A 22476-nucleotide genomic window follows, 5' to 3' on the forward strand; every position below is an offset into this window, starting at 1 on the left:
AGGAGAGCCGGCGTGAGCTTGAGGATCGTTGTCTGTGTGAAGTACGTGCCCGACGCGACCGGTGACCGGCGTTTCGCCGATGACCTGACGTTGGACCGTGAGGATGTGGACGGTCTGTTGTCGGAGCTGGACGAGTACGCGGTCGAGCAGGCGTTGCAGATCGCGGACGGGGCGGACGGTGCGGAGGTCACCGTGGTGACGGTGGGTCCGGAGGATGCCAGGGACGCGTTGCGCAAGGCGTTGTCGATGGGGGCGGACAAGGCGGTTCACGTCGAGGACGGTGCTGTGCACGGCAGTGATGTGATGGGGACGTCGCTGGTGCTGGCGAAGGCGGTGGAGAAGAGCGGGTATGACCTGGTGGTCTGTGGGATGGCTTCCACGGACGGGGTGATGGGGGTGCTTCCGGCTCTGCTCGCGGAGCGTCTGGGTGTTCCGCAGGTGACGTTGGTGTCGGAGGTCGCGGTGGCGGGGGGTGTGGTGACGGGGCGGCGTGACGGTGACACGGCGACGGAGTTGCTGGAGGCGTCGTTGCCGGCGGTGGTGTCGGTGACCGATCAGTCCGGTGAGGCTCGTTACCCGTCGTTCAAGGGGATCATGGCGGCGAAGAAGAAGCCGGTGGAGTCGCTGGATCTGGAGGATCTGGGTCTGGAGGCCGGTGAGGTGGGTCTGGCGGGTGCGTGGACGGCGGTGGACTCGGCCGTGGAGCGTCCGGCGCGTACGGCGGGCACGGTCGTGACGGACGAGGGCGAGGGCGGCCGGCAGCTCGCGGAGTTCCTCGCGGGCCAGAAGTTCATCTAGTGCCCGGGCCTGTTCCCGTGTCCGTGTCGGGGTCTGTTCCGGTGTCCGTGCCCGGTTCGGCGCCGGTGTGGGTGGGGTGGCCGGGTGCGGGTGTGTGTGCGGTTGTGTCTTGTCTTCCTGTGTCTTCTCTGTCTGGAGTGCGTTGTCATGGCTGAAGTTCTGGTTCTGGTCGATCATGTGGACGGTGCGGTGCGCAAGCCGACCCTGGAGCTGCTGACGCTGGCCCGTCGGGTCGGTGATCCGGTGGCGGTGGCGCTGGGTGCGGGGGCGCGGGAGACCGCCGGGGTGCTGGGTGAGCACGGTGCGGTGCGGGTTCTGGTGGCGGAGGCCGCGGAGTTCGGGGAGTATCTGGTGGTGCCGAAGGTGGACGCGCTGCAGGCTGCTTTCGGGGTGGTGGCTCCGGTGGCGGTGCTGGTGGCGTCGTCGGCCGAGGGCAAGGAGGTCGCGGCGCGTCTGGCGTTGCGGGTGGGGTCGGGTGTGATCACCGATGCCACGGATCTGGAGGCCGGTGAGCAGGGTCCGGTCGCCACGCAGTCGGCGTTCGCGGCTTCGTTCACGACGAGGTCCCGTGTCTCGCGGGGGGTGCCGGTGATCACGGTCAAGCCGAACTCGGCGCCGGTGGAGCCGGCCGCGGCGGCCGGTGCGGTGGAGGAGCTGGCGGTGTCGTTCGGTGACGCGGCCAGGGGCACGAAGGTCACCTCGCGTACGCCGCGGGAGTCCACGGGGCGCCCGGAGCTGACCGAGGCCGCGATCGTGGTGTCCGGCGGGCGGGGGGTCAACGGTGCGGAGAACTTCCCGCTGATCGAGGCGCTCGCCGACAGTCTGGGCGCGGCGGTGGGCGCTTCGCGCGCGGCGGTGGACGCGGGCTGGTACCCGCACACCAGCCAGGTCGGGCAGACCGGCAAGTCCGTCTCCCCGCAGCTGTACATCGCCTCGGGGATCTCCGGCGCGATCCAGCACCGGGCCGGGATGCAGACCTCCAAGACCATCGTCGCGATCAACAAGGACGCCGAGGCCCCGATCTTCGACCTCGTCGACTACGGCGTCGTCGGCGACCTGTTCACCGTCGTCCCCCAGCTCACCGAGGAGATCAACACCCGCAAGGGCTGACCCCGCACCCCCTCGCACCACCCTCGCCCTGGGCCGCACGGTGAACCCCACCGCGCGGCCCAGCGCCGCACCAGGCCACCATTGACGCACACCCCCCAGACGCATGGCGCCCAGAGGGCACGGCCGGCGGCTGGTCACCCCCGCCCGTCGACGGCCCCGGAGGGGTGGTCGCGCCGGCCGCGGGCGTGTCCGGCGAGGCCGAAGGCGGTGAAGGCGGTCCGGTCGGGAAGGAGGTACGTCTCCTTGCCCGTGAGCGCGTTGACGATCACCGCTGAGCGCCAGGCGGCCAGCCCCAGGTCGGGTACCCCCACGCCGTGGGTGTGCCGCTCGGCGTTCTGCACGAAGACGGAGCCCCCGATCTCCGGTGCGAGGACGAGCCGTTGGGCCTCGTCGACCTGCGCACGCCCGGCGTCGTCACGGACGACGTACGGGTCGAGCGCGGCGAGCAGCCGGTCCACGGGGCGCTCCCGGTATCCGGTGGCGAGAACGACCGCGTCGGTGGTGAGCCGGCCCCGGGACTGCTGCTGGCCGTGTTCCACGCGCAGTTCGACGCGTCCGGTGTCGGTGACCTTCGCGCCGGTGACCTCGATGCCGGGGGTGAGCGTCACGTCGGGCCAGCCACCGCCGAGGCTGCGCCGGTACAGCTCGTCGTGGATGTCTCCGAGGGTCTCCGCGCTGACCCCCTTGTAGAGCTGCCACTGTCGGGGCAGGAGCCGGTCCCGGGTCGCCTGCGGGAGCGAGTGGAAGTAGCGGGTGTAGTCGGGGGTGAACTGCTCCAGTCCGATCTTGCTGTACTCCATCGGGGCGAACGCCGGGGTACGGGCCAGCCAGGTGAGGCCTTCCGCTCCGTCGGGCCGGGAGCGCAGCAGGTCCAGCAGGATTTCGGCCCCCGACTGGCCGGACCCGACGACGGTGATGTGCCGGGCGGCCAGCAGCCGGTCCCGTCGGCCGAGGTAGTCCGCGGAGTGCAGCACAAGAGCCGCCGGGTCCCGGACCAGGTCCCGCAGCGGTCCGGGCACGTGCGGGGCGGTCCCGACGCCGAGGGCGAGGTGGCGGGCGTGGGCGAGGCCGGTCGAGAGCGTATCGCCTTCGGGGCCGAGGCGGCTGAACTCCACGGTGAACGCGCCCTGTCCGGTGTCCCAGGCCACGGTGTCGACGCGGTGGCCGAAGCGCGTGGAGGGGAGTTCGGCACTGGCCCAGCGGAGGTAGTCGTCGAACTCGGAGCGGTGGAGGTGCAGGCGCTCGGCGAAGTAGAAGGGGAACAGCCGGCGCCGGGTCTTGAGGTAATGGAGGAAGGACCAGGGGCTGGTGGGCTCGACCAGGCTCACCAGGTCGGCCAGGAAGGGTACTTGGAGAGTCGCTCCCTCGATCAGCAGGCCGGGGTGCCAGTGGAAGGCGGCACGCTGTTCGTAGAAGAGGCTGCGCAGGCCGGGCACGCCGTCGGCGAGTGCGGCGAGCGACAGGTTGAAGGGCCCTGCGCCCACCCCCAGCAGGTCGAGGGGCGGCGTGCGCGGTCCGGGCGTCATCGGGTTCCTCCGGCAGGGGTCACGGGTGCGCAGGGGTGTCGCCGGTCGCAGAACGGCCCTCCACCGGCGATTCGCTGGTGAGGCTAACCTAACTCTCCCGACGAGGGGGACTGTCCGGTCCGGCGTGCCGGTCATCGGCCCCCGGACTCCCGTCCCCCGGCTGGGCCCCCGCTCCGCACGGCGCGTCCCGCCTGTTCCCCGGCGCGCTCCGCGCGCGGCTGTTCAGGCAGCCCGTTCGGCCCTCCGCCGGGGCCCGGCCGCTGCTTCCGGGCAGCGGCCGCGCGGCGCCTGGCGACGGCCGCTACTTCGCGTACCAGCCGCCCAGGGTGTTGGGTCCCCCTTCCGCGGCCCGCGACAGCGCATCGGGGGTTCCCAGCAGGTCGGGCGGCAGATAGCCGGAGCGCACGCCGAGGTCCCAGCCGTGCACCTGGACGGCGAGGGCCGCCAGGGCGAGGGCGCCGAGCGGCAGGAGCGTCCTCGGCGCGGGGTCGGGGCCCGCGCCCTCGCGGTGCTCGACGAGCCGGGCCGCCAACGCCTCCTCGAAGGCGTGCTGGTCGTCGTCGAGGAGAACGCGCAGGAGTCGCCGGTCGGCTGCCAGGGGGCCTGCGGCGTCCAGCTTCTCGGCCGCGCCGGCGCGTTCGCCGGCGTCGGGCTTGCACAACGGCACAGTCGGCCAGTCCCGGGGCAGATGCCCCTCGGCTTCGGTCAGATAGCGGCACAGAGCGTCCATCGCGGCGAGGTCCACCGGGTGGGAGACCGACTCCGGTTTCGTATAGGGGACCCCGTCGTGGAGGGCGGGCGCGTAGTCGCTCCTCAGCAGGAGGCCGATCACCCGCTGCCAGTCCCACACGAGCCCGCTGACCAGGCAGGTCGCGAAGGCGTCGAGCCATGTTGCGGCCGAGGGGGCCCGCCCGCCTCCGCAGGCGACGACATCGCCGAAGGCTATGTCCTCGCTGCTGAGGCTCTCGCCGATGAGCGGGAAGAGGATCTCCTGGTCGCCGTCGGGGAAGCAGCCGACACTCAGGATTCCCAGGGCGCACTCCGCCGCCGTCCGCAGTGCCGCACGTGCCGGGCCGTCGAGCGGGCGTCCTTCCCCGGCACGGGCGGCGACATGGTCGAGCAGCTCGTCGCCCGTCTCCCGCAGCCGCTCGGGCGAGGCGTCGTCGTAGCGCATCGTGTGCCACCGCCCCACGGTCCGCGGGCCGATGCCTTCCAGCGCCTCGTTCAGGCGCGGGGCGCCGACCTCATGGCACGTCACTTCCCGCACGTCAGTCGTCCTTTCGCTCATTCCAACGAAGGCGCACGTTAGCAGCGGGCTCGGACATCGCCCTGCGGCGGCGGTGGTCCGGGCAGCCTCCCGGGGAGGCCGCCCGGACCGGCCGTCCGTCGGGCGGCGGCACAGTGGGACCGTCGGCGGACCCGGCCGAGTTCCGCCCCCGTTCGACTGGTCGTCATGTGCTTCCCGACGCCCGGTCAGGTCGTCCGTCTCCAATATGCGGGGGCGGTGACCCAGATGTAACCGAACGGCGTAGTCGGGGCGGAACCACTGAGCTTCACAGGCCGTTGTTCTTGCCAATACACGGCCGCCGACCCACGGCGGCGACGACCGAGGGATGCGCTGTATGAAGAAGACAGTCGGGTGGGCCCAGGACGGCGACGACTGGACGATCACCGTGAACGGCACCTTGTACCGGGCGGTGGAGCGACCCGCGGACGGGCGGGTGCACGACTATCTGGTGCGGGGCAACGACCTGAGCGCCGAGTGCCCGAGCCTGGGACACGGGCTCAAAGTGATCCGGGCCCACGAATCCCGGAGCTGACCTCCGGCCGGCCCGACGACGAGGCGCGGCGGCGGTGGCCGCCCGCGCCGCGGCGCGGGCCGGGAAGCGCGCGTGGCCGGGGCCACGCGCGGACCACGGCCCCGCCGGCCGAGCGGGCGCGCCCCGGGCGGACCGGGTCCGCTCGGCCGGACCGTTCGCCCGGTCGCGGTCCGCGGGCGGGCCGTGACCGGCCGTGCGGCTCCGGTCCGCGTCGGCCGCGGCCCGTCAGCTGTCACCGCCTCCGTGCGCGCCGTCTGCTCCGTGCCGCGCGGGGCCCCCGGCGCTCCCCGTGCCCGGCTCGCTCTCCGGCCGGCGGCGCAGCAGGTAGGTGTCCATGATCCAGCCGTGCCGCGCGCGGGCCTCCGCGCGCAGTCGGCTGATCCGGCCGGCGACCTCGTCGAGCGGGCCGGAGACCAGGAGCTCGTCGGGGGTGCCGATGTACGCGCCCCAGTGAATCCACAGGCCCCGCCCCGTGAGGTGGGTGAAGCTCTCGTGGCCGTCGAGCATCACGACGATGTCGCCGTCGTCCTGGGGGAAGCCCTCTGCGAGCCGTCTGCCGGGCGTGATGTGGATGGGGCGGCCGACCCGGTTCAGGGTGACGCGGTGGCGGGCGGCGAGGGCGGAGACGCTGCTGATGCCCGGGATCACCTCGTGGTCGAACGCCACGGCGCCGCGGCGCCGGATGTCCTCCAGGACGGCGAGCGTGCTGTCGTACAGGGACGGGTCGCCCCACACCAGGAAGGCGCCGCACTGCCCCGGCTCCAGCTCCTCGGAGATCAGCCGCTCGCAGAGGTCGGCGCGCCGGTGGCGCCAGTCGCGCACCGCAGAGGCATAGCGCGCGCCGTCCTCCTGCGTACGGTCGCGCCACGGGTCCGTGGCCTCCACGACCCGATAGGGGCCGGTGAGGTGGGCGTCGAGGATGTCCCTCCGCAGCCGGGTCAGCGACTCCTTCTCCGGGCCCTTGCCGAGAACGAAGAACACCTCGGTCCGGCGCATCGCCTTCACGGCGGCGAGGGTCAGGTGGTCGGGGTCGCCGGCGCCCATGCCGATGACGAGGATGTGCCGCGGTGTGTCGCTCATATCGGCGTTCCTTCCTGAAGCATGGCAGCGATTCTTCCTGAGGACGCGGCGTGCGGCGCCGCTTCCGGCCACGGTCGGGGCGCGAGCCCCGGCAGGGATGAACGGCGGCCCCATGCGCGTTATGGGCGATGGTGTCCGGCTCATCCCCGAACCGGGCTCGCGGACTGGAGCTGGAGGCAGGCTGTGCACGGTGAGTACAAGGTTCCCGGCGGCAAGCTGATCGTGGTGGACCTGGACGTCGGGGGCGGGGCCCTGCGCGGTGTCCGTGTCGCCGGGGACTTCTTCCTCGAACCGGACGAGGCGATCCTGGCGATCGACGCCGCGTTGGAGGGCGCACCGGCCAACACCGACACGGCCGGGCTGGCGGCCCGGATCGAGGCTGCGCTTCCCGACTCCGCGGTGATGTTCGGGCTCAGCGCGGAGGGCGTCGCCATCGCCGTACGCCGCGCTCTGGCGCAGGCGACGGAGTGGAGCGACTACGACTGGCAGCTGATCCACGACGCACCGCAGTCGCCCGCGCTGCACATGGCGCTGGACGAGGTCATCACCGCCGAGGTGGCCGCCGGGCGGCGTCCGCCGACGCTGCGGGTCTGGGAGTGGGACTCCCCCGCCGTGATCATCGGCAGCTTCCAGTCGCTGCGCAACGAGGTCGACCCGGCCGGCGTCGAGCGCCACGGCGTGAACGTCGTGCGCCGGATCTCGGGGGGCGGCGCGATGTTCGCCGAGCCGAGCAGCACCATCACCTACTCGCTGGCCGTCCCGCAGTCCCTGGTCTCCGGGCTGTCGTTCGCCGACAGTTACGCCTATCTGGACGACTGGGTGCTGGAGGCTCTCGCCGACATGGGCATCAAGGCCTGGTACCAGCCGCTGAACGACATCGCCACCGAGGTCGGCAAGATCGCGGGCGCGGCGCAGAAGCGGATGGTCGGGCCTGACGGAGGGCCGGGGGCCGTGCTCCACCACGTGACCATGGCGTACGACATCGACGCGGACAAGATGCTGGAGGTCCTGCGGATCGGCAAGGAGAAGATGTCCGACAAGGGCACCCGGTCCGCGAAGAAGCGCGTCGACCCGCTGCGGCGGCAGACGGGGCTGCCCCGTCAGGCCGTGATCGAGCGCATGATCGCGTCGTTCCGCAAGCGCCACGGCCTCGCCGCGGGCCATGTGACGGACGCCGAGCTGGCCCGCGCGGAGGAGCTCGTGCGCACCAAGTTCGCCGCGCCCGAGTGGACGGCCCGGGTGCCGTAGGGCGGGCCCGGCGGGCGCCCGGGGCCCGCGGCTTGGGGGACGCGAACCGCCCCGGCGGGCACGGGGCCGGCCGGGGCGGGACAACGGACGCGAGGGCGTCGGCTGCGGGCCGGCGCCTGGCGTCCGTGGGATCAGGCGAGGCTCGCGATCGCCTGGTTGAACGTGGCGGACGGGCGCATGATCGCGGCCGCCTTGGCCGCGTCGGGCTGGTAGTAGCCGCCGATCTCGGCCGGCGAGCCCTGCACCGCGGCCAGCTCGGCGACGATGGTGTCCTCCTGCTCGGCCAGCGTCCTGGCGAGCGGGCCGAACGCCTCCGCGAGCTTGGCGTCGTCGGTCTGCCGCGCCAGCTCCTGGGCCCAGTAGAGCGCCAGGTAGAAGTGGCTGCCCCGGTTGTCGATGCCGCCGAGGCGGCGGCTCGGGGACTTGTCCTCGTTGAGGAAGGTCCCGGTCGCCCGGTCCAGGGTGGCGGCGAGGACCTTGGCCCGCGCGTTGTCCGTGGTGGTGGCGAGGTGCTCGAAGCTGACGGCCAGCGCGAGGAACTCGCCCAGGCTGTCCCAGCGCAGGTAGTTCTCCTTGACCAGCTGCTGCACGTGCTTGGGGGCCGAGCCGCCCGCACCCGTCTCGAACAGGCCGCCGCCGTTCATCAGCGGGACGACGGAGAGCATCTTCGCGCTGGTGCCGAGCTCCAGGATCGGGAAGAGGTCGGTGAGGTAGTCACGCAGCACGTTGCCGGTGACGGAGATGGTGTCCTCACCGCGGCGGATGCGCTCCAGGGAGAAGGCCGTGGCCTCCTCCGGCGTGCGGATGGAGATGTCCAGGCCGTCTGTGTCGTGGTCGGCGAGGTAGGCGTTGACCTTGGCGATGAGGTGGGCGTCGTGCGCGCGGCCCTCGTCCAGCCAGAACACGGCGGGGCTGCCGGTCGCGCGGGCGCGGGTGACGGCGAGCCTGACCCAGTCCTGGATCGGCGCGTCCTTGGTCTGGCACATCCGGAAGATGTCGCCGGCGCCGACGGCCTGCTCCAGCACGGCGGTGCCGTTCGTGTCGACGACGCGAACGGTGCCGGTGGCGGGGATCTCGAAGGTCTTGTCGTGGCTGCCGTACTCCTCGGCCTTCTGCGCCATCAGGCCGACGTTGGGCACCGAGCCCATGGTCGACGGGTCGAAGGCGCCGTTGGCGCGGCAGTCGTCGATGACGACCTGGTAGACGCCGGCGTAGCTGCTGTCCGGCAGGACGGCGATGGTGTCGGCCTCCTCGCCGTCGGGGCCCCACATGTGACCCGAGGTGCGGATCATCGCGGGCATGGAGGCGTCCACGATGACGTCGCTGGGGACGTGCAGGTTGGTGATGCCCCGGTCGGAGTCGACCATCGCGAGGGCGGGGCCCTCGGCGAGCTCGGCCTCGAAGGACGCCTGGATCTCGGCGCCCACGTCCGGCACCGATCCCAGGCCCTTGAGGATGCCGCCCAGGCCGTCGTTGGGGGTCAGCCCCGCGGCGGTGAGCACATCGCCGTACTTGGCGAAGGTGTTCGGGAAGAAGGCGCGGACCGCGTGGCCGAAGATGATCGGGTCGGAGACCTTCATCATGGTGGCCTTGAGGTGCACGGAGAACAGCACGCCCTCGGCCTTGGCGCGGGCGACCTGCGCGGTGAAGAACTCGCGCAGCGCGGCGACGCGCATGACGGCCGCGTCGACGACCTCGCCCTTCAGGACGGGTACGGACTCGCGCAGCACCGTGGTGGCGCCGTCGTCGCCGTGCAGTTCGATGCGGAGCGAGCCGTCCTCGGGGACGACCACGGACTTCTCCGTGGAGCGGAAGTCGTCGACGCCCATGGTGGCGACGTTCGTCTTCGAGTCGGCCGACCAGGCGCCCATGCGGTGCGGGTGGGCCTTGGCGTAGTTCTTGACGGACGCGGGGGCGCGGCGGTCGGAGTTGCCCTCGCGCAGCACCGGGTTCACGGCGCTGCCCTTGACCTTGTCGTAACGGGCGCGGACGTCCTTGTCCTCATCGGTCCGCGGGTCGTCCGGGTAGTCCGGAAGGGCGTACCCCTGCTCCTGGAGCTCGGCGATCGCGGCCTTGAGCTGCGGGATGGACGCCGAGATGTTCGGCAGCTTGATGATGTTCGCGCCGGGCGTCCGGGCCAGCTCGCCCAGCTCGGCGAGTGCGTCGTCGATACGCTGCTCGGCCTTCAGCCGCTCCGGGAAACTGGCGATGATCCGCCCCGCGAGGGAGATGTCACGGCGCTCCACCGTGACGCCTGCGGTCGAGGCGTAGGCCTCGACGACGGGCAGGAACGAGTAGGTCGCCAGGGCAGGGGCCTCGTCGGTGTGCGTATAGATGATGGTCGAGTCAGTCACCGGGTGCTCCGCTCCACGTCTGCAACATTGCTTGACATCAAGATATCTCCTCGCCGCCCGGGGCTCCACAAGGCCCCCGCGCGGCTTCCCGGCCAGGACGGGAACGGGCGCGGGAGCGGCGGGGGCCCCGTGCTGTCACGGGGCCGGTGGCCGGTGCTCGAACCAGCGCCGGTCGTCCTCCAGCTGTGCGGCGAGTGCGATCAGCCGCTCCTCGCTGCGGGACGGGCCCAGTAGCTGCGCGCCGACGGGGAGCCCGGCGCGGGTGAAGCCTGCCGGGACGTTGACGCCGGGCCATCCCAGGACGTTCCAGGGCCAGGCGTACGGACAGGCGGCCGTCATCGCGAGGTCGGTGCGCCAGGCGCTGAGGCCGTCGAACCGGCCGATGCGGGGCGGCGGGGCGGCCGTGGTCGGGGTGAGGAGCACATCGAACCCGGAGACGTCGAAGAACGCTCCGATCCTGCGGTGCTGGCGCACCTCACGGGCGCGGGCGGCCCTGACCGCCCGGCCGCCGAGGCGGGTCCCGGTCCGCAGGGCGCTGCGGGTGCGCGGGTCGAGCAGGGCCGGGTCCGGGTGGCGGGCCGCGCATTCGGCGATCCCGGCCGTGGCGCGGGGGACGAAGGCGAGGCCGATCAGCCCGTACCGGGGGCGGGCCTCCTCGACGTGGTGGCCGAGCCGGGCGAGGGCTTCGGCCAGGTCGGTGACGGCCCGGCGCACCTCGGGGTCCGGGGCCGCGCCAGTGAGGGTGAGCGGGGGCCGCCAGGCGAGGGCGATGCGCAGCCGGCCCGGGTCTCGGCGGGAGGCCTCGACGGCCCGGATGGCGGGCGGCCGGTGGGGGTCGTCCGGGTGCGCCCCGGCGACCGCGTCCAGGAGCAGGGCGGCGTCGGCGACCGTGCGGGCGAGGGGACCGTTGACCGCGAGTCCCTGGAACGCGTCGCTGTACGGGTGGACCGAGACCCGGCCGCGCTGGGGTTTGATGCCGACGAGGTGGGTCCAGGCCGCGGGGATGCGCACCGACCCGGCGCCGTCAGAGCCGAGCGCGGCGGGGACGAGCCCGGCGGCGACGGCCGCCGCCGATCCACCGGACGATCCGCCCGGGGTGTGGGCGGTGTTCCAGGGGTTGCGGGTGGCGCCGAAGGCGGGGCCCTCGGTGAACGGCCACTGGCCCAGTTCGCAGGAGTTGGTCTTGCCGACGACCACGGCCCCCGCCGCGCGCAGGCGGCGGACCGCCTCGCTGTCGGCATCGGCCGGCGGCAGCTCGCCGCCGCACCCGAAGTGCGTGGGCAGGCCGGCCACATCGGTGTCGTCCTTGACGGCCACCGGCACGCCGAGAAGCGGCAGCCGCTCCCCCTCCGCCAGCCTGCGGTCCGCCTCTGCGGCTTCGGCGAGGGCCGCTTCGGCGCGCAGGTGGCGGAAGGCGTTCAGGGTGGGCCGGGTCGCCTCGATGCGGGCGAGCGCGTCGGCGACGAGTGCGGTGGAGGTGGTGGAGGAGTCGGCGAGCTTGCGCACGCTCTCCGTGAGTCCGGGCATCGGCGCGGGGGCGGGGCGGGGGGCCCGTCCGGCGCGGGGCTCGGGGGACGGGCCGGTCCGTTCGGTGGACTCCGCTGAGGACATGGGCGTGCCGCCTCCCTCGTGGGTGCGGGGCGGCCGGTCGTCCCGGCTGCGACCCCGCGTACTTACTGGAGGGTAACGAGAGGCGGCGGCACGCTCAAGCGTTCCGGCGGGCCGGCCCCGGGCGCGCCGGGCACCGCACCGTCCGGGCGGCGCGCCCCGAATCGGAGGTCCGGGCGGCCGGTGGTTCACGTCCGGGCCGGGGCCGGGCATCGCCCGGGCGTCCCTGCGATGACCGCCGGGCCGTGCGACCGCGGCCACGGCCCGGCGGTCACAGGCGGACGTGGATCTCGCCGATGCCGGCGCCGAGCGCCGGGCAGTGGGCTGGGCCGCCCGAGCGGGCGCGGCGGCCACCGTCCTCGCCCTCACGGGCCCCCGCCCGGCCCGGGGGCCCGTCCCTGTCGGGCCGGGCCCCCGGGCCGGGCGGAGGGGTCAGCCGGTCAGGGCCGGGATGACCTCGCTCCCATACGCGTCGATGGTCGCCTCGCGGGCGTCGTGCATGGCGTACAGCGCGAACTGGTCGACGCCCAGCGCCCGCAGGGCCCGCAGCTTCTCGATGTGCGCGTCGGCGGGGCCCAGCAGACAGAACCGGTCCACGATCTCGTCCGGGACGAAGGCGGTGTCCGGGTTGCCGGCGCGCCCGTGGTGGCTGTAGTCGTAGCCGGAGCGCCCGGCGATGTACGCGGTGAGCGCTTCGGGGACCAGGCCGGAGTGCTCACCGTAGCGGGCGACCAGGTCCGCGACGTGGTTGCCGACCATCCCGCCGAACCACCGGCACTGCTCGCGGGCGTGGCCGAGGTCGTCGCCGACGTAGGCCGGGGCGGCGACGCAGACGGTGACGGAGTCGGGGTCCCGGCCCGCGTCGGCCGCCGCGTCCCGTACCGCTTTGATCATCCACTCGGTGAGGAAGGGGTCGGCGAGTTGGAGGATCACTCCGTCCGCCTTCCGCCCCGCCAGGGCGAGCGCTCTGGGCCCGTAGGCCGCCATCCACACCGGCAGCCGCCCGCCCTCGACCCAGGGAATGCGCACCGGCTGCCCGTCGACCGCGGTCTCCCGGCCTTCGGCGAGGTCCCGGATGACGTCGATGGCCTCCCCGAGGCGGGCCAGGGTGTTGGGCCGGCGGCCCGCGACGCGCCTCGCGGAGTCGCCGCGCCCGATACCGCAGACGGTGCGGTTGCCGTACATGTCGTTGAGGGTGGCGAAGGTGGAGGCGGTGACCTCCCAGGTGCGGGTCGACGGGTTGGTGACCATAGGGCCGACCACCATCCGCTCGGTGTGCTCCAGGATGCGGCTGTAGATGACGAACGGCTCCTGCCAGAGCACCGCCGAGTCGAAGGTCCAGCCGTAGCGGAAGCCGTTGCGCTCGGCGCGCCGCATCAGGCCGACGACGGCGGACGCGGGCGGGTCGGTCTGGAGGACGAGTCCGAAGTCCATGGCGGGGTCTCCTAGTCCAGGTACTGACACGTGGCGCGGGGGGTGTACATGCCGTGCCCGGCGCGACCGGTGAACGTCCTCTTGTCGATGACGGTCTCGCCGCGTGAGAGCACGGTCTCGACCTGGCCGGTGACGCGCCTGCCCTCGTACGCGGAGTAGTCGACGTTCATGTGGTGCGTCCGCGCGGAGAGGGTCTGCCGGGCGGCCGGGTCGTAGACGACCACGTCCGCGTCGGCCCCGGGGGCGATGGTGCCCTTCTTCGGGTAGAGGCCGAACATCCGCGCCGGGGAGGCGCAGGCGATCTCGATCCAGCGGCGGCGGGAGAGGTGGCCGTCCACCACCGCCTGGTGCAGCAGATCCATCCGGTGCTCCACGCCGGGCATGCCGTTGGGGATCTTGGAGAAGTCGCCGCGGCCCAGCTCCTTCTGGCCGACGAAGCAGAAGGGGCAGTGGTCGGTGGAGACGACCTGGAGTTCGTCGTTGCGCAGGCCCCGCCACAGGGCCGCCTGGTGTTCCTTGGGGCGCAGCGGGGTGGAGCAGACGTACTTGGCGCCCTCGAAGTCCGGCTCGGCCAGGTTGTCGGTGGACAGGAACAGATACTGCGGGCAGGTCTCACCGAAGACCGGGAGGCCTTGGCGGCGGGCGCCGGCGATCTCGGCCACGGCCTCGTCGGCGGAGACGTGGACCACGTAGAGGGGGGCCCCGGCGACGCGGGCGAGCTGGACGGCGCGGTGGGTGGCCTCGGCCTCCAGGGCGACCTTGCGGACGTCCCCGTGGTAGCGGGGGTCGGTGTGGCCCTCGGCGAGCGCCTGCTCGACCAGGACGTCGATGGCGATGCCGTTCTCCGCGTGCATCATGATCAGCCCGCCGTTGCCTGCGGCCCGTTGCATGGCCCGCAGGATCTGGCCGTCGTCGCTGTAGAAGACGCCCGGGTAGGCCATGAACAGTTTGAACGAGGTGATGCCTTCGGCGACGAGGAGGTCCATCTCCTTCAGCGAGGAGGGGTTCACGTCCGCGAGGATCATGTGGAAGGCGTAGTCGATGGCGCAGTTGCCGTCCGCCTTGCCGTACCAGCTGTCCAGCCCTTCGCGCAGGGAGCGGCCCCTGCTCTGGATCGCGAAGTCGACGATGGTGGTGGTGCCGCCCCAGGCCGCGGCGCGGGTGCCGGTCTCGAAGGTGTCGGCGGCGTACGTGCCGCCGAACGGCATCTCCATGTGCGTGTGGGCGTCGACGCCGCCCGGGACGACGTATTTGCCGGTGGCGTCGATCCTCCGGTCGGCGCTCCAGCCGGCGGCGGCGTCGGTTCCGTGGGCGGCGAGCGCTGCGATGCGACCGCCCTCGATGAGCACGTCGGCGTGGATCTCGTCGGACGCGGTGATGACGAGGCCGCCGTGGATGACGGTGCGGCTCATGGGTGCCTCCTCACTGCGGGGCGCCCCGCCGGCCCCGTGGGCGTGCGGTGGGGCGCCCCGCGCGGCGTTGGGTGTACGGTGCCGGCGCGTGGGTCCGGGCGGGCCTGGTCAGCCCGCCGCGTGCAGTGCGTCCGCGAGGATGGCCGCGCCTTCCTCTGCCTCGGCGACGGTCAGGGTCAGCGGCGGGGCGATCCTGAGGACGCTGGTGCTGTGGCCGCCGCCCTTGCCGATGAGCAGCCCGCCTTCCCGGGCCGCTTCCAGCACGGCCGTCGCGGCGCCGGGGTCGGCCTCTTCTGTGCCGGGTCTCACCAGCTCGACGCCGATCATCAGGCCCCGGCCGCGCACTTCGCGTACGGCCGGGAAGCGGGCGGCGACGGACCGGAGCCGCTCGATGAGGAGCCCGCCGACCCGGCGCGCGTTGCCCTGGAGGTCGTGCTCCAGCAGATACGCGAGGTTGGCCAGCGACGCGGCCATGGTCACCGGCGAACCGCCGAAGGTGGAGATGGAGTTGGCGTCCAGGCAGTTCATCACCTCGGCGCGGGCGACCACTCCGCCGACGGACATGCCGTTGCCGATGCCCTTGGCGAAGGTGAGGATGTCCGGCGGCCCGTTCTCCGCGTGCGCCTGCCAGCCCCAGAAGTGGTCGCCGGTGCGCCCCCAGCCCGTCTGCACCTCGTCCGAGATCCACAACACCCCATGCCGGTCCAGGACTTCGCGGAACGCGGCGAACAGCCCGTCGGGCGGCGAGGTGAAACCGCCGACTCCCTGCACGGGTTCGGCGATCAACGCCGCGGGCCGACGGCTGTGTCCGAGGAGGTCTTCCAGGTCGGCGACGCACGCCTCGATGAAGCGTTCGTCGCTCAGTTCGGCGTACGGTCCCCGGCCGCGGACGCCGCCATGGACGTACAGGGTCTGGAGCGGCGAGAGACTCGTGGGCGACCAGGCCTGGTTGCCGGTGATGGAGACCGTGGAGAACGACCGGCCGTGGTAGCTGTTGCGCATCGCGAGGATCTGGTTGGACCGGCGGTACGCGGTGGCGAGCAGCAGCGCCGTGTCGTTGGCCTCGGTGCCGGACGTGGTGAAGAAGACCCGGGCCTCCGGGATGCCCGAGAGGACGGCGATCCGCTCGGCCAGCTCCACCATGGGGCGGTTGAGGTAGAGGGTGGAGGAGTGGATGATGCGCCCGGCCTGTTCCGTGACCGCCTGCGTCACCTCGGGCAGGGCGTGGGCGGTCATCGTGGTGAGGATGCCGCCGAAGAAGTCCAGGTAGCGGTTGCCGTCCGCGTCCCAGACGTGGCGGCCCCGGCCGTGGGTGAGCTCCAGGGGGTTTCGGTAGTAGAGGGCCAGCCAGTCGGGGCTGACGGCGAGGTGGCGCTCGTGCAGCCGACTCACGGCTCCACCAGCCCGTCGTACGCGTCCGGGCGGCGGTCCCGGTAGAAGGCCCACTGGTGCCGCACTTGTTCGATCAACCCGAAGTCCAGGTCGCGCACGAGGAGTTGTTCCTCCGTGTCGCTCGCGACGTCCCCGACGAACTGGCCGCGCGGGTCGACGAAGTAGCTGGTGCCGTAGAAGTCGTTGTCGCCGTACTCCTCCCGGCCGACCCGGTTGATCGCGGCGACGAAGTACTCGTTGGCGACGGCGGAGGCGGGCTGTTCCAGCTGCCAGAGGTGGCCGGAGAGACCGCGTGAGGTCGCCGAGGGGTTGTACACCAACTGGGCTCCGTTGAGGCCGAGTTGCCGCCACCCTTCGGGGAAGTGGCGGTCGTAGCAGATGTAGACGCCGACCTTGCCGACCGCCGTGTCGAAGACCGGCCAGCCGACGTTTCCGGGCTTGAAGTAGTACTTCTCCCAGAAGCCCTCGACCTGCGGGATGTGGTGCTTGCGGTACTTGCCGAGATACGAGCCGTCGGCGTCGATCACGGCCGCGGTGTTGTAGTAGAAGCCGGGCCGCTCGACCTCGAAGACCGGGACGACCACGACCATGCCGGTCTCACGGGCCAGGTCCCGCATCCGCCGGACGGTCGGCCCGTCGGGCACCGGCTCGGCCCAGCGGTAGTGCTCCGGTTCCTGGACCTGGCAGAAGTAGGGGGCGTTGAACACCTCCTGGAATCCGATGATCCCCGCCCCCTGCCGGGCGGCCTCGCGCGCGTGCTCCTCGTGCTTGGCGATCATGGATTCGGTGTCGCCGGTCCAGGTCGCCTGGACGAGTGCGGCGCGTACGACGTGGGACATGAGCTGCTCCTTCGACGCGGCGTCAGAGAGCCTGCACGCGTTCTCTACGCACGTAGATCGGTGCATGGAGGGAGAACGTAAGCCCGTCCGTCCGGCGGGGCAAGACCATCGCCGTGAACCGGCGGAGTCGATCATGTTTCGCACCCGAGCGGTCCACAACGGATACCCGGACCGCCGCCCCCGGGCGTTTCCCGTCACAACAGACGACGGCGGCGGCGGAGAGGGAGGGGCGCGCCCTCGCCGCCGGCGCCGTTCGTACCCGTGACCGTGTCCATGGAGCGGCCCGGCGCGGCCACCGGCGGCCGGGGTCAGAAGGTGACGGCGATCCCGGTGTGCGGACGCTTGCCCAGCCGGACGACCGTGGCCGGCCAGTCGACCAGCCAGAACTTCCAGGTGTACTTGCGGGCCAGCAGTTTGCGCGCCTCGCGGGTGCCGTCCTCGTCGAGGAGCCGCGCGGCGCCCTCGGCGCTGGGGGCCCCTTCGGCGATCCGGCCGCGTACGTCGCAGACGGTGACGCGGACGGCGCCGTTGTTCCGCAACCGCTTGACCTTCCCGGAGTCGGAGCGGGTCCAGACGTAGAGCACGCCCCCTTCCGCCGCCGCCCAGACGGGCGTGGCGACGGGCGTGCCGTCCTTGCGGTACGTGGTCAGGCTGACGTATTCACTGCGGGCGAAGTCCTGGAGAGTCACGGGCGCGACCCTACGCCCCGGCGCATCGGGCCGCTACGCGATCAGGGGGGCCGCGGCCGGTTCCGGCGCGCAACGGCCGAGCAGGTCGTCCAGCGAGAGGCCCAGGGCCCCGGCGAGGGCGGCCACCGTGAAAAAGGCGGGGGTGGGCGCGCGACCGGTCTCGATCTTGCGGAGCGTCTCCGCGGAGATTCCGGCGCTCGCGGCGACGGAGACCATGCTGCGGCCCCCGCGCGCCTCACGCAGCAGTCGGCCGAGCCGTTCGCCGCGCAGGCGCTCTTCGGGAGTGAGAGGGGTGCGGACCATGAGGCGATCCTACTACGCGACGCCCCCTCCTGCCGTTATTACTATAACGGCTCGACCGGTATAGTAATGGGCATGGTGCAACTCAAGACAGACACATCCATCGACGCGATGCGCGAGGCCGGCCGGGTCGTCGCACAGATGCTCACCCGGGCCAGGGAGGTGGCGGCGGTCGGCGTGACGCCCCGCGAACTGGACGAGGCGGCCCACGGGATACTGCGCGAGGCGGGAGCCTCCTCGCCCTTCCTGAACTACCGCCCCCACTTCGCTCCCACCCCGTTCCCGGCCGTCGTCTGCGTCTCGGTCAACGACGCGATCGTGCACGGCATCCCCTCGGCGGAGCCGCTGCGTGAGGGGGACCTGGTCAGCGTGGACGCGGGTGCGCTCCTCGACGGCTGGGCCGGAGACTCGGCCGTCAGCTTCACCGTGGGCCGTGCCCGGCCAGCCGACACCCGGCTGATCGACGCCGCGTACGAGGCTCTGGCGGCCGGGATCGGCGCGGCCGTCGTGGGCAACCGGATCGGCGACATCGCCCATGCCATCGGCACGGTCTGCCGGGCGGCGGGCTACGGCATCCCCGACGGCTTCGGCGGGCACGGCATCGGACGGTCGATGCACGAGGACCCCTCCGTGCCGAACGAGGGGCGCGCCGGGCGCGGCATGCCCCTGCGGCACGGGATGGTCCTGGCGATCGAGCCCATGCTGATCGGCGGCGGCCTCGACGACTTCCGGCCCGACCCGGACGGCTGGACCCTGCGGACGACCGACGGCAGCCGGGCCGCGCACGCCGAGCACACGGTGGCGATCACGGACGACGGCCCACGCATCCTGACCGCGCTGTGACCGCTCGCTGATCGCGGGGCGCGGGCCTTCGGAACGGCCGGGCACGGCGGGCGGGCCTCGGCCCGGCACGGGGGCGGGCCCCCGGCCGCCGGGGGCGCCGCGGCCGGGCCGCCCCGGGCATGCGGGCACCGTGCTCGGCCCGCACCACGGGTACCCGGAGTGCGGTCGCGTCGTCTGGCGCGTGGCGGCCGCGCCGGGAGCGGACTACGGCCCCGTGACGAACTTCCCGGCCAGCTCCTCCCCCCGGCTCCGCGCCAGCGCGCCGTCTTCGATCGAAGCGATGCGGGAGTCCTTGAACGCGATGTAGGTGACCCCGGATTCGGCGCCTCCGCTCACCGGGTCCGGGTCGATGCCCAGCTCCCGGGCCATGGCGTAGGACGCCTCCCCGATGATGCCCGCGGGGCCGGTGTCACCGATGACGCCGTACCGGACCCGGTCGCGGTACACCACCGCGACGACGCTGCCGCCGGTGAGCCCCGCCGTGCGGTAGTCCCACACCCCGCTCGGTCCCGGTACGACCACATGGGGCAGGGCGGCCGAGTCGAGGGGCTCGCCGCGCGACGTCCGGAACGCGGTCTCCGGCAGGAAGTACGGGTCGGTCCGCTTGTTGCAGACCGCGGTCTCCCGGCCGTCGCAGTCGATGTCCATGTCCGCCTTCCAGAACACGGCGTCCGTGGTGCCGCAGACGGGGACGGTGGCCTTCGCGCGGCCGCTGTCCGTGCGGTACCGGCCCTTCGAGATCCGGGTGCAGGAGCGGACCTCGGCCAGCAGTTCGGCAGCGGTCACGGCGGCGCCGTCCTCCTGGACCGCGCTCGCCGGCGCCGCCCCGGGGCCCCGGAGGGGGCCGGGGACGGTCTCGGCCGTCGCGGGCAGGGCCGCCGCCGCGAGCAGCGCGACCCCGCCCGCGGCGGAGGTCAGGGTGAGCGTTCGGGTGCGCATGGTGCGGTGGGGACCCTTCCGGTGGACCGAGGGGCCCGTAAGGGCCCCCTTGCCGGCGCGTCGTTCCCTGACCGCCCCCGCGGGCGGACGTGCGCCAAGGCCGCGGGGCCGACGGTGCGCGCTGTCCCGCGCGTCGCCGGTCCCGCCGCCCCTGCGTCCGGCCGGCTCAGTGCCTGCCGCCCGGACGCACCACCATGGCCGAGCCCCCGCCCCGGCGCACCTTTTCCGCCGCCGCCAGCCACCGGCCGTCGGGCAGCCGCTGGACGCCGGTGGCGGCCCCCAGCTCCGGGGTCTGCCGGAAGACGTGGCCGAGCCGCTCCAGCTCCGCGCGCACCGGGCTGTTCCACAGGCCCGGTTCGATCTGCGTCGTCGCCGTGTTGCGCTGGCTGGCACGGGGCGAGGCGATCGCGTCGACCAGCGGGAGTCCCCGGTCCAGGTGCCCGGTCAGCGTCTGGAGGACGGTGGTGATGATCGTGGCCCCGCCCGGCGAGCCGAGGGCGAGCACCGGCTCACCGTGCTCCAGCACGATGGTCGGGGAGATCGACGAGCGCGGCCGCTTGCCCGGGCCGGGCAGGTTCGGGTCGTGGACCGCCGGGTCGGCCGGGGCGAAGGAGAAGTCCGTGAGCTCGTTGTTGAGGAGGAAGCCGCGGCCGGGCACCGTGATGCCGCTGCCTCCGGTGGACTCGATCGTCAGGGTGTAGGCGACGACATTGCCCCACTTGTCGGCCGTCGTCAGGTGCGTGGTGTTCTCGCCCTCGTACGTGGTCGGAGCGGCGGCGCCAACGCTCCCGCAGCGCTCGGGGTGGCGGGGGTCGCCCGGGGCCAGCGGGCTGGCCAGCACCGCGTCGTCCTTGATGAGACAGGCGCGCGCGTCGGCGAACCGCTGGCTCAACAGCTCTTCGGTGGGGACGTCCTCGAAGGCCGGGTCGCCCACCCAGCGCCCCCGGTCGGCGAACGCGATGCGGCTCGCCTCGATGAGCCGGTGCAGATACCGGGTCCGGTCAAGGCTTGAAAGAGAGGTGGTCTCCAGCATGTTGAGGGCCTGGCCCACGCTGGTCCCGCCGGACGACGAGGGGGCCATGCCGTAGACGTCCAGGCCCCGGTAGCCGACCTTGGTCGGGTTCTTGCGCAACGTCCGGTAGGAGGCCAGGTCCCCGCGGGTCAGGTCGCCGGGCCGCACCGCACGGGCGGCGCCGGGGTCGACGGGCGGGTTGCGCACGGTGCGGACGATGTCGTGGGCCAGCTCGCCCCGGTAGAGCTCGCCGACGCCCTTGCGGCCGATCTCCTCGTACGTGCGGGCGAGGTCGGGGTTCTTGAACACCGAGCCGACGACCGGCAGCCGCCCGCCCGGGAGGAACAGCTCCGCGGAGGCCGGGAAGTCCGCGAAGCGCGCCTGGTTGGAGGCGGTCTGCGCCCGGAACGTGCCGTCCACCACGAAGCCGTCCCGCGCCAGGCGTCGGGCCGGCTGCAACAGCGCCCGCAGGGACTTGGTGCCCCAGGCGTCCAGGGCCCGCTCCCAGGTGGCCGGGGTGCCGGGCGTGCCGACGCCGAGGCCGCTGGTCTTCGCCTCCTCGAACGGGACGGGGCGGCCGTTCTCCAGGAAGAGGGAGGCGTCCGCGCTGCGCGGCGCGGTCTCGCGGCCGTCGATGGTCCGCACCGCGCGCGACTTCGCGTCGTAGTGGACAAGGTAGCCCCCGCCTCCGATGCCCGCCGAGTACGGCTCCGTCACGCCGAGCGCCGCCGCGGTCGCCACGGCCGCGTCCACCGCGTTGCCGCCCTTGCGCAGCACCTCGATGCCGGCCGCCGACGCGTCGGGGTCGACGCTCGCCACCGCTCCCCCGTGCCCCACCGCCACCGGGGACTTGGGCGGCGCCGGGCGCGGTCCGGCGGGGGCGGCCGGACCGGCGGGGGCGGCGCCCACCGAAGCCATCACGGCGAGCACGGCCAACAGCGACATGTTCCGACCGACGGAACGGCGCATACGTACCTCCAGTCAACGGATGTTCGCGCAGAGTAGCCCCGGAGCGCCCGAATCGTCAGGAGCGCCTCGGCCGAAAGACCCGGACGCCAGGGGCCGTGCGCGCACGGGACGGTCCGCGTCCGCGCGCCCTCCGCCGAAGTCGGTACCGGGCGGCCCGGCCCCGCCGCCGGACATCCCGTAACGGGCACGCCGACGGCCGCGTCCCGCGCCGTCCCCGTGCGATCGGCACACACCGGTCCGGTAGGCGTCTTCGGTAGCGAGTCCGCCCGGAACACGCCATTGGCCGTTCCACGCCAGCGTGGGGCAGGACACGCGCGTCCGCGCCCCGTACCCCCTCCCAGGTGCGTCGCTGCCGTGGGAGAACAGCCTTCACGCCACTGTGTGAAGGCGCGCGCACACGGCCTCCACCGTCGCACCGCTTTCAGCCGTGGTCCGTACGCGGTGCGGCGCGGGGTGCAGACGGTGTCCTGAAGCCGTGCTTAATCTCCCGGGCCATGAGATTCACTCGCACGAGACGCCTAGGTCTCGCCACCGTCATCGCCCTCGCCCTCGCCGTCTTCGGCCTGGCGCCCTCCGCGACCGCCGCCGACCCGGCCCCGGCCGAGCTGTCGTTCAGCACCGACGCCGCCACCACCACGCCCGGCGGGGCGGTGAACCTGTCGATGACGCTGAAGAACAACCAGACGTACGACATCTGGTTCGTCTACCAGACCATCGACCCGACGTGGCTGACCACCCAGCGGCCCGACCTCAAGTACAGCTTCACGGGGTGCAGTCTGGCGACGGACGCCGGGGCCGTGCCGTGCTCCGGCACCGGACCGGCCGACCTCGGCGGCAACTACGGCACCACCATCCCGCCGGGCCAGAGCCGTACCGTCACGCTGACCCTGCAGGTCGCGGAGGACTCGGGCTGCAACGGCAACATCGGCTTCTACTCCTACTTCTACGCGGAGTTCAGCGACAGCACCAGCCTCAGCGGCGGTCCCGTCCACACCCCGGAGACCCGTGTGACGTGCGCCTGACCGCACCCCCGCGCGCCACCGGCGGCGCGCGGCCCTGCTGAACGGACCCCGAAAAACGAAGACGGCGGCCGCCCCCTGCTC

At 73.0% G+C, this 22476-nt stretch carries 19 protein-coding genes; 6 read left to right on the forward strand and 13 right to left on the reverse strand.

The genetic code is table 11. From position 1 onward, the window contains the following. The first annotated feature begins 12 nt into the window (after positions 1-12). Both V9U70_RS16920 and V9U70_RS16925 read left to right on the forward strand, forming a co-directional pair. Entirely contained in the window at positions 13-798 is a 786-nt protein-coding gene (locus V9U70_RS16920; RefSeq protein ID WP_336673358.1) for an electron transfer flavoprotein subunit beta/FixA family protein, read from the forward strand. Between the two features lie 147 nt (positions 799-945). Next, on the forward strand, positions 946-1908 hold the full coding sequence (locus tag V9U70_RS16925) for an electron transfer flavoprotein subunit alpha/FixB family protein (RefSeq protein WP_336673359.1): 963 nt from the start codon (positions 946-948) through the stop codon (positions 1906-1908). A 134-nt stretch (positions 1909-2042) separates the two neighbouring features. Here V9U70_RS16925 and V9U70_RS16930 read toward each other — a convergent pair whose 3' ends face one another. Together V9U70_RS16930 and V9U70_RS16935 are read right to left on the reverse strand one after the other, a co-directional pair. Next, on the reverse strand, positions 2043-3434 hold the full coding sequence (locus V9U70_RS16930) for a lysine N(6)-hydroxylase/L-ornithine N(5)-oxygenase family protein (RefSeq protein ID WP_336676140.1): 1392 nt from the start codon (positions 3432-3434) through the stop codon (positions 2043-2045). Between the two features lie 301 nt (positions 3435-3735). Continuing rightward, entirely contained in the window at positions 3736-4701 is a 966-nt protein-coding gene (locus tag V9U70_RS16935; RefSeq protein ID WP_336676141.1) for an immunity 49 family protein, read from the reverse strand. 355 nt (positions 4702-5056) lie between these two features. On the opposite strand from V9U70_RS16935, the gene V9U70_RS16940 reads away from it, so the two are divergent. Continuing rightward, positions 5057-5254 carry a hypothetical protein gene (locus tag V9U70_RS16940; protein WP_336676143.1) on the forward strand — a complete coding sequence of 66 codons (198 nt, stop codon included), beginning with the start codon at positions 5057-5059 and terminating at the stop codon, positions 5252-5254. A 225-nt stretch (positions 5255-5479) separates the two neighbouring features. On the opposite strand, the gene cobF is transcribed toward V9U70_RS16940, so the two are convergent. Beyond that, the gene (gene cobF, locus V9U70_RS16945; RefSeq protein ID WP_336676145.1) at positions 5480-6334 is read right to left on the reverse strand and encodes a precorrin-6A synthase (deacetylating); all 855 of its coding nucleotides are present in this window, start codon (positions 6332-6334) and stop codon (positions 5480-5482) included. 183 nt (positions 6335-6517) lie between these two features. Between cobF and V9U70_RS16950 the strand changes: the two genes are divergently transcribed. Beyond that, positions 6518-7582, forward strand: coding sequence for a lipoate-protein ligase LplAB (locus tag V9U70_RS16950; protein WP_336676146.1), 1065 nt, complete (start codon positions 6518-6520; stop codon positions 7580-7582). Between the two features lie 131 nt (positions 7583-7713). Here V9U70_RS16950 and V9U70_RS16955 read toward each other — a convergent pair whose 3' ends face one another. The 8 genes from V9U70_RS16955 to V9U70_RS16990 all read right to left on the reverse strand — a co-directional run bounded on the left by V9U70_RS16955 (position 7714) and on the right by V9U70_RS16990 (position 17613). Continuing rightward, entirely contained in the window at positions 7714-9936 is a 2223-nt protein-coding gene (locus tag V9U70_RS16955) for an NADP-dependent isocitrate dehydrogenase (protein WP_336676148.1), read from the reverse strand. Positions 9937-10071: 135 nt separating this feature from the next. Then, positions 10072-11547 (reverse strand): amidase, encoded by a 1476-nt coding sequence (locus V9U70_RS16960; RefSeq protein ID WP_336676149.1) that lies wholly within the window; start codon positions 11545-11547, stop codon positions 10072-10074. A 429-nt stretch (positions 11548-11976) separates the two neighbouring features. Next, a complete protein-coding gene (locus V9U70_RS16965) occupies positions 11977-12978 on the reverse strand; it encodes a TIGR03842 family LLM class F420-dependent oxidoreductase (protein WP_336676150.1) in 1002 nt (333 codons plus the stop codon). Between the two features lie 11 nt (positions 12979-12989). Further along, on the reverse strand, positions 12990-14390 hold the full coding sequence (gene hydA / locus V9U70_RS16970) for a dihydropyrimidinase (RefSeq protein WP_336676151.1): 1401 nt from the start codon (positions 14388-14390) through the stop codon (positions 12990-12992). Between the two features lie 108 nt (positions 14391-14498). Beyond that, on the reverse strand, positions 14499-15782 hold the full coding sequence (locus V9U70_RS16975; RefSeq protein WP_336676152.1) for an aspartate aminotransferase family protein: 1284 nt from the start codon (positions 15780-15782) through the stop codon (positions 14499-14501). Next, on the reverse strand, positions 15779-16621 hold the full coding sequence (locus tag V9U70_RS16980; protein WP_336676154.1) for a nitrilase-related carbon-nitrogen hydrolase: 843 nt from the start codon (positions 16619-16621) through the stop codon (positions 15779-15781). Before V9U70_RS16980 ends, V9U70_RS16975 begins: the two co-directional genes overlap by 4 nt. Before the next feature lie 308 nt (positions 16622-16929). Then, positions 16930-17310 carry a PPOX class F420-dependent oxidoreductase gene (locus V9U70_RS16985; RefSeq protein ID WP_336676156.1) on the reverse strand — a complete coding sequence of 127 codons (381 nt, stop codon included), beginning with the start codon at positions 17308-17310 and terminating at the stop codon, positions 16930-16932. Between the two features lie 33 nt (positions 17311-17343). Beyond that, positions 17344-17613 (reverse strand): helix-turn-helix domain-containing protein, encoded by a 270-nt coding sequence (locus tag V9U70_RS16990; protein ID WP_336676158.1) that lies wholly within the window; start codon positions 17611-17613, stop codon positions 17344-17346. Positions 17614-17685: 72 nt separating this feature from the next. On the opposite strand from V9U70_RS16990, the gene map reads away from it, so the two are divergent. Continuing rightward, positions 17686-18453 (forward strand): type I methionyl aminopeptidase, encoded by a 768-nt coding sequence (gene map, locus V9U70_RS16995; RefSeq protein WP_336676159.1) that lies wholly within the window; start codon positions 17686-17688, stop codon positions 18451-18453. A 204-nt stretch (positions 18454-18657) separates the two neighbouring features. Here map and V9U70_RS17000 read toward each other — a convergent pair whose 3' ends face one another. Beyond that, positions 18658-19392, reverse strand: a complete 735-nt coding sequence (locus tag V9U70_RS17000; RefSeq protein WP_336676160.1) for a glycoside hydrolase family 75 protein — start codon at positions 19390-19392, stop codon at positions 18658-18660. 166 nt (positions 19393-19558) lie between these two features. Then, complete coding sequence (ggt, locus tag V9U70_RS17005; RefSeq protein WP_336676162.1) at positions 19559-21373, reverse strand: gamma-glutamyltransferase; 1815 nt, start codon at positions 21371-21373, stop codon at positions 19559-19561. A gap of 494 nt (positions 21374-21867) precedes the next feature. Here ggt and V9U70_RS17010 point away from each other — a divergent pair, with 494 nt between their 5' ends. Then, complete coding sequence (locus tag V9U70_RS17010; protein WP_336676164.1) at positions 21868-22395, forward strand: COG1361 family protein; 528 nt, start codon at positions 21868-21870, stop codon at positions 22393-22395. Positions 22396-22476 lie beyond the last annotated feature (81 nt).

It is taken from the genome of Streptomyces pratensis (assembly GCF_037137275.1).
GTDB classification, from domain to species: domain Bacteria; phylum Actinomycetota; class Actinomycetes; order Streptomycetales; family Streptomycetaceae; genus Streptomyces; species Streptomyces pratensis_B.

What these genes read in the sequence shown, in the direction of transcription:
- V9U70_RS17000 (WP_336676160.1), bottom strand. Translation starts at nt 19,392, where the DNA reads ATGCGCACCCGAACGCTCACCCTGACCTCCGCCGCGGGCGGGGTCGCG.
- V9U70_RS16990 (WP_336676158.1), bottom strand. Translation starts at nt 17,613, where the DNA reads ATGGTCCGCACCCCTCTCACTCCCGAAGAGCGCCTGCGCGGCGAACGG.
- map (WP_336676159.1), top strand. Translation starts at nt 17,686, where the DNA reads ATGGTGCAACTCAAGACAGACACATCCATCGACGCGATGCGCGAGGCC.
- V9U70_RS16930 (WP_336676140.1), bottom strand. Translation starts at nt 3,434, where the DNA reads ATGACGCCCGGACCGCGCACGCCGCCCCTCGACCTGCTGGGGGTGGGC.
- V9U70_RS16940 (WP_336676143.1), top strand. Translation starts at nt 5,057, where the DNA reads ATGAAGAAGACAGTCGGGTGGGCCCAGGACGGCGACGACTGGACGATC.
- V9U70_RS16960 (WP_336676149.1), bottom strand. Translation starts at nt 11,547, where the DNA reads ATGTCCTCAGCGGAGTCCACCGAACGGACCGGCCCGTCCCCCGAGCCC.
- hydA (WP_336676151.1), bottom strand. Translation starts at nt 14,390, where the DNA reads ATGAGCCGCACCGTCATCCACGGCGGCCTCGTCATCACCGCGTCCGAC.
- V9U70_RS16925 (WP_336673359.1), top strand. Translation starts at nt 946, where the DNA reads ATGGCTGAAGTTCTGGTTCTGGTCGATCATGTGGACGGTGCGGTGCGC.
- V9U70_RS16965 (WP_336676150.1), bottom strand. Translation starts at nt 12,978, where the DNA reads ATGGACTTCGGACTCGTCCTCCAGACCGACCCGCCCGCGTCCGCCGTC.
- ggt (WP_336676162.1), bottom strand. Translation starts at nt 21,373, where the DNA reads ATGCGCCGTTCCGTCGGTCGGAACATGTCGCTGTTGGCCGTGCTCGCC.
- V9U70_RS16980 (WP_336676154.1), bottom strand. Translation starts at nt 16,621, where the DNA reads ATGTCCCACGTCGTACGCGCCGCACTCGTCCAGGCGACCTGGACCGGC.
- cobF (WP_336676145.1), bottom strand. Translation starts at nt 6,334, where the DNA reads ATGAGCGACACACCGCGGCACATCCTCGTCATCGGCATGGGCGCCGGC.
- V9U70_RS17010 (WP_336676164.1), top strand. Translation starts at nt 21,868, where the DNA reads ATGAGATTCACTCGCACGAGACGCCTAGGTCTCGCCACCGTCATCGCC.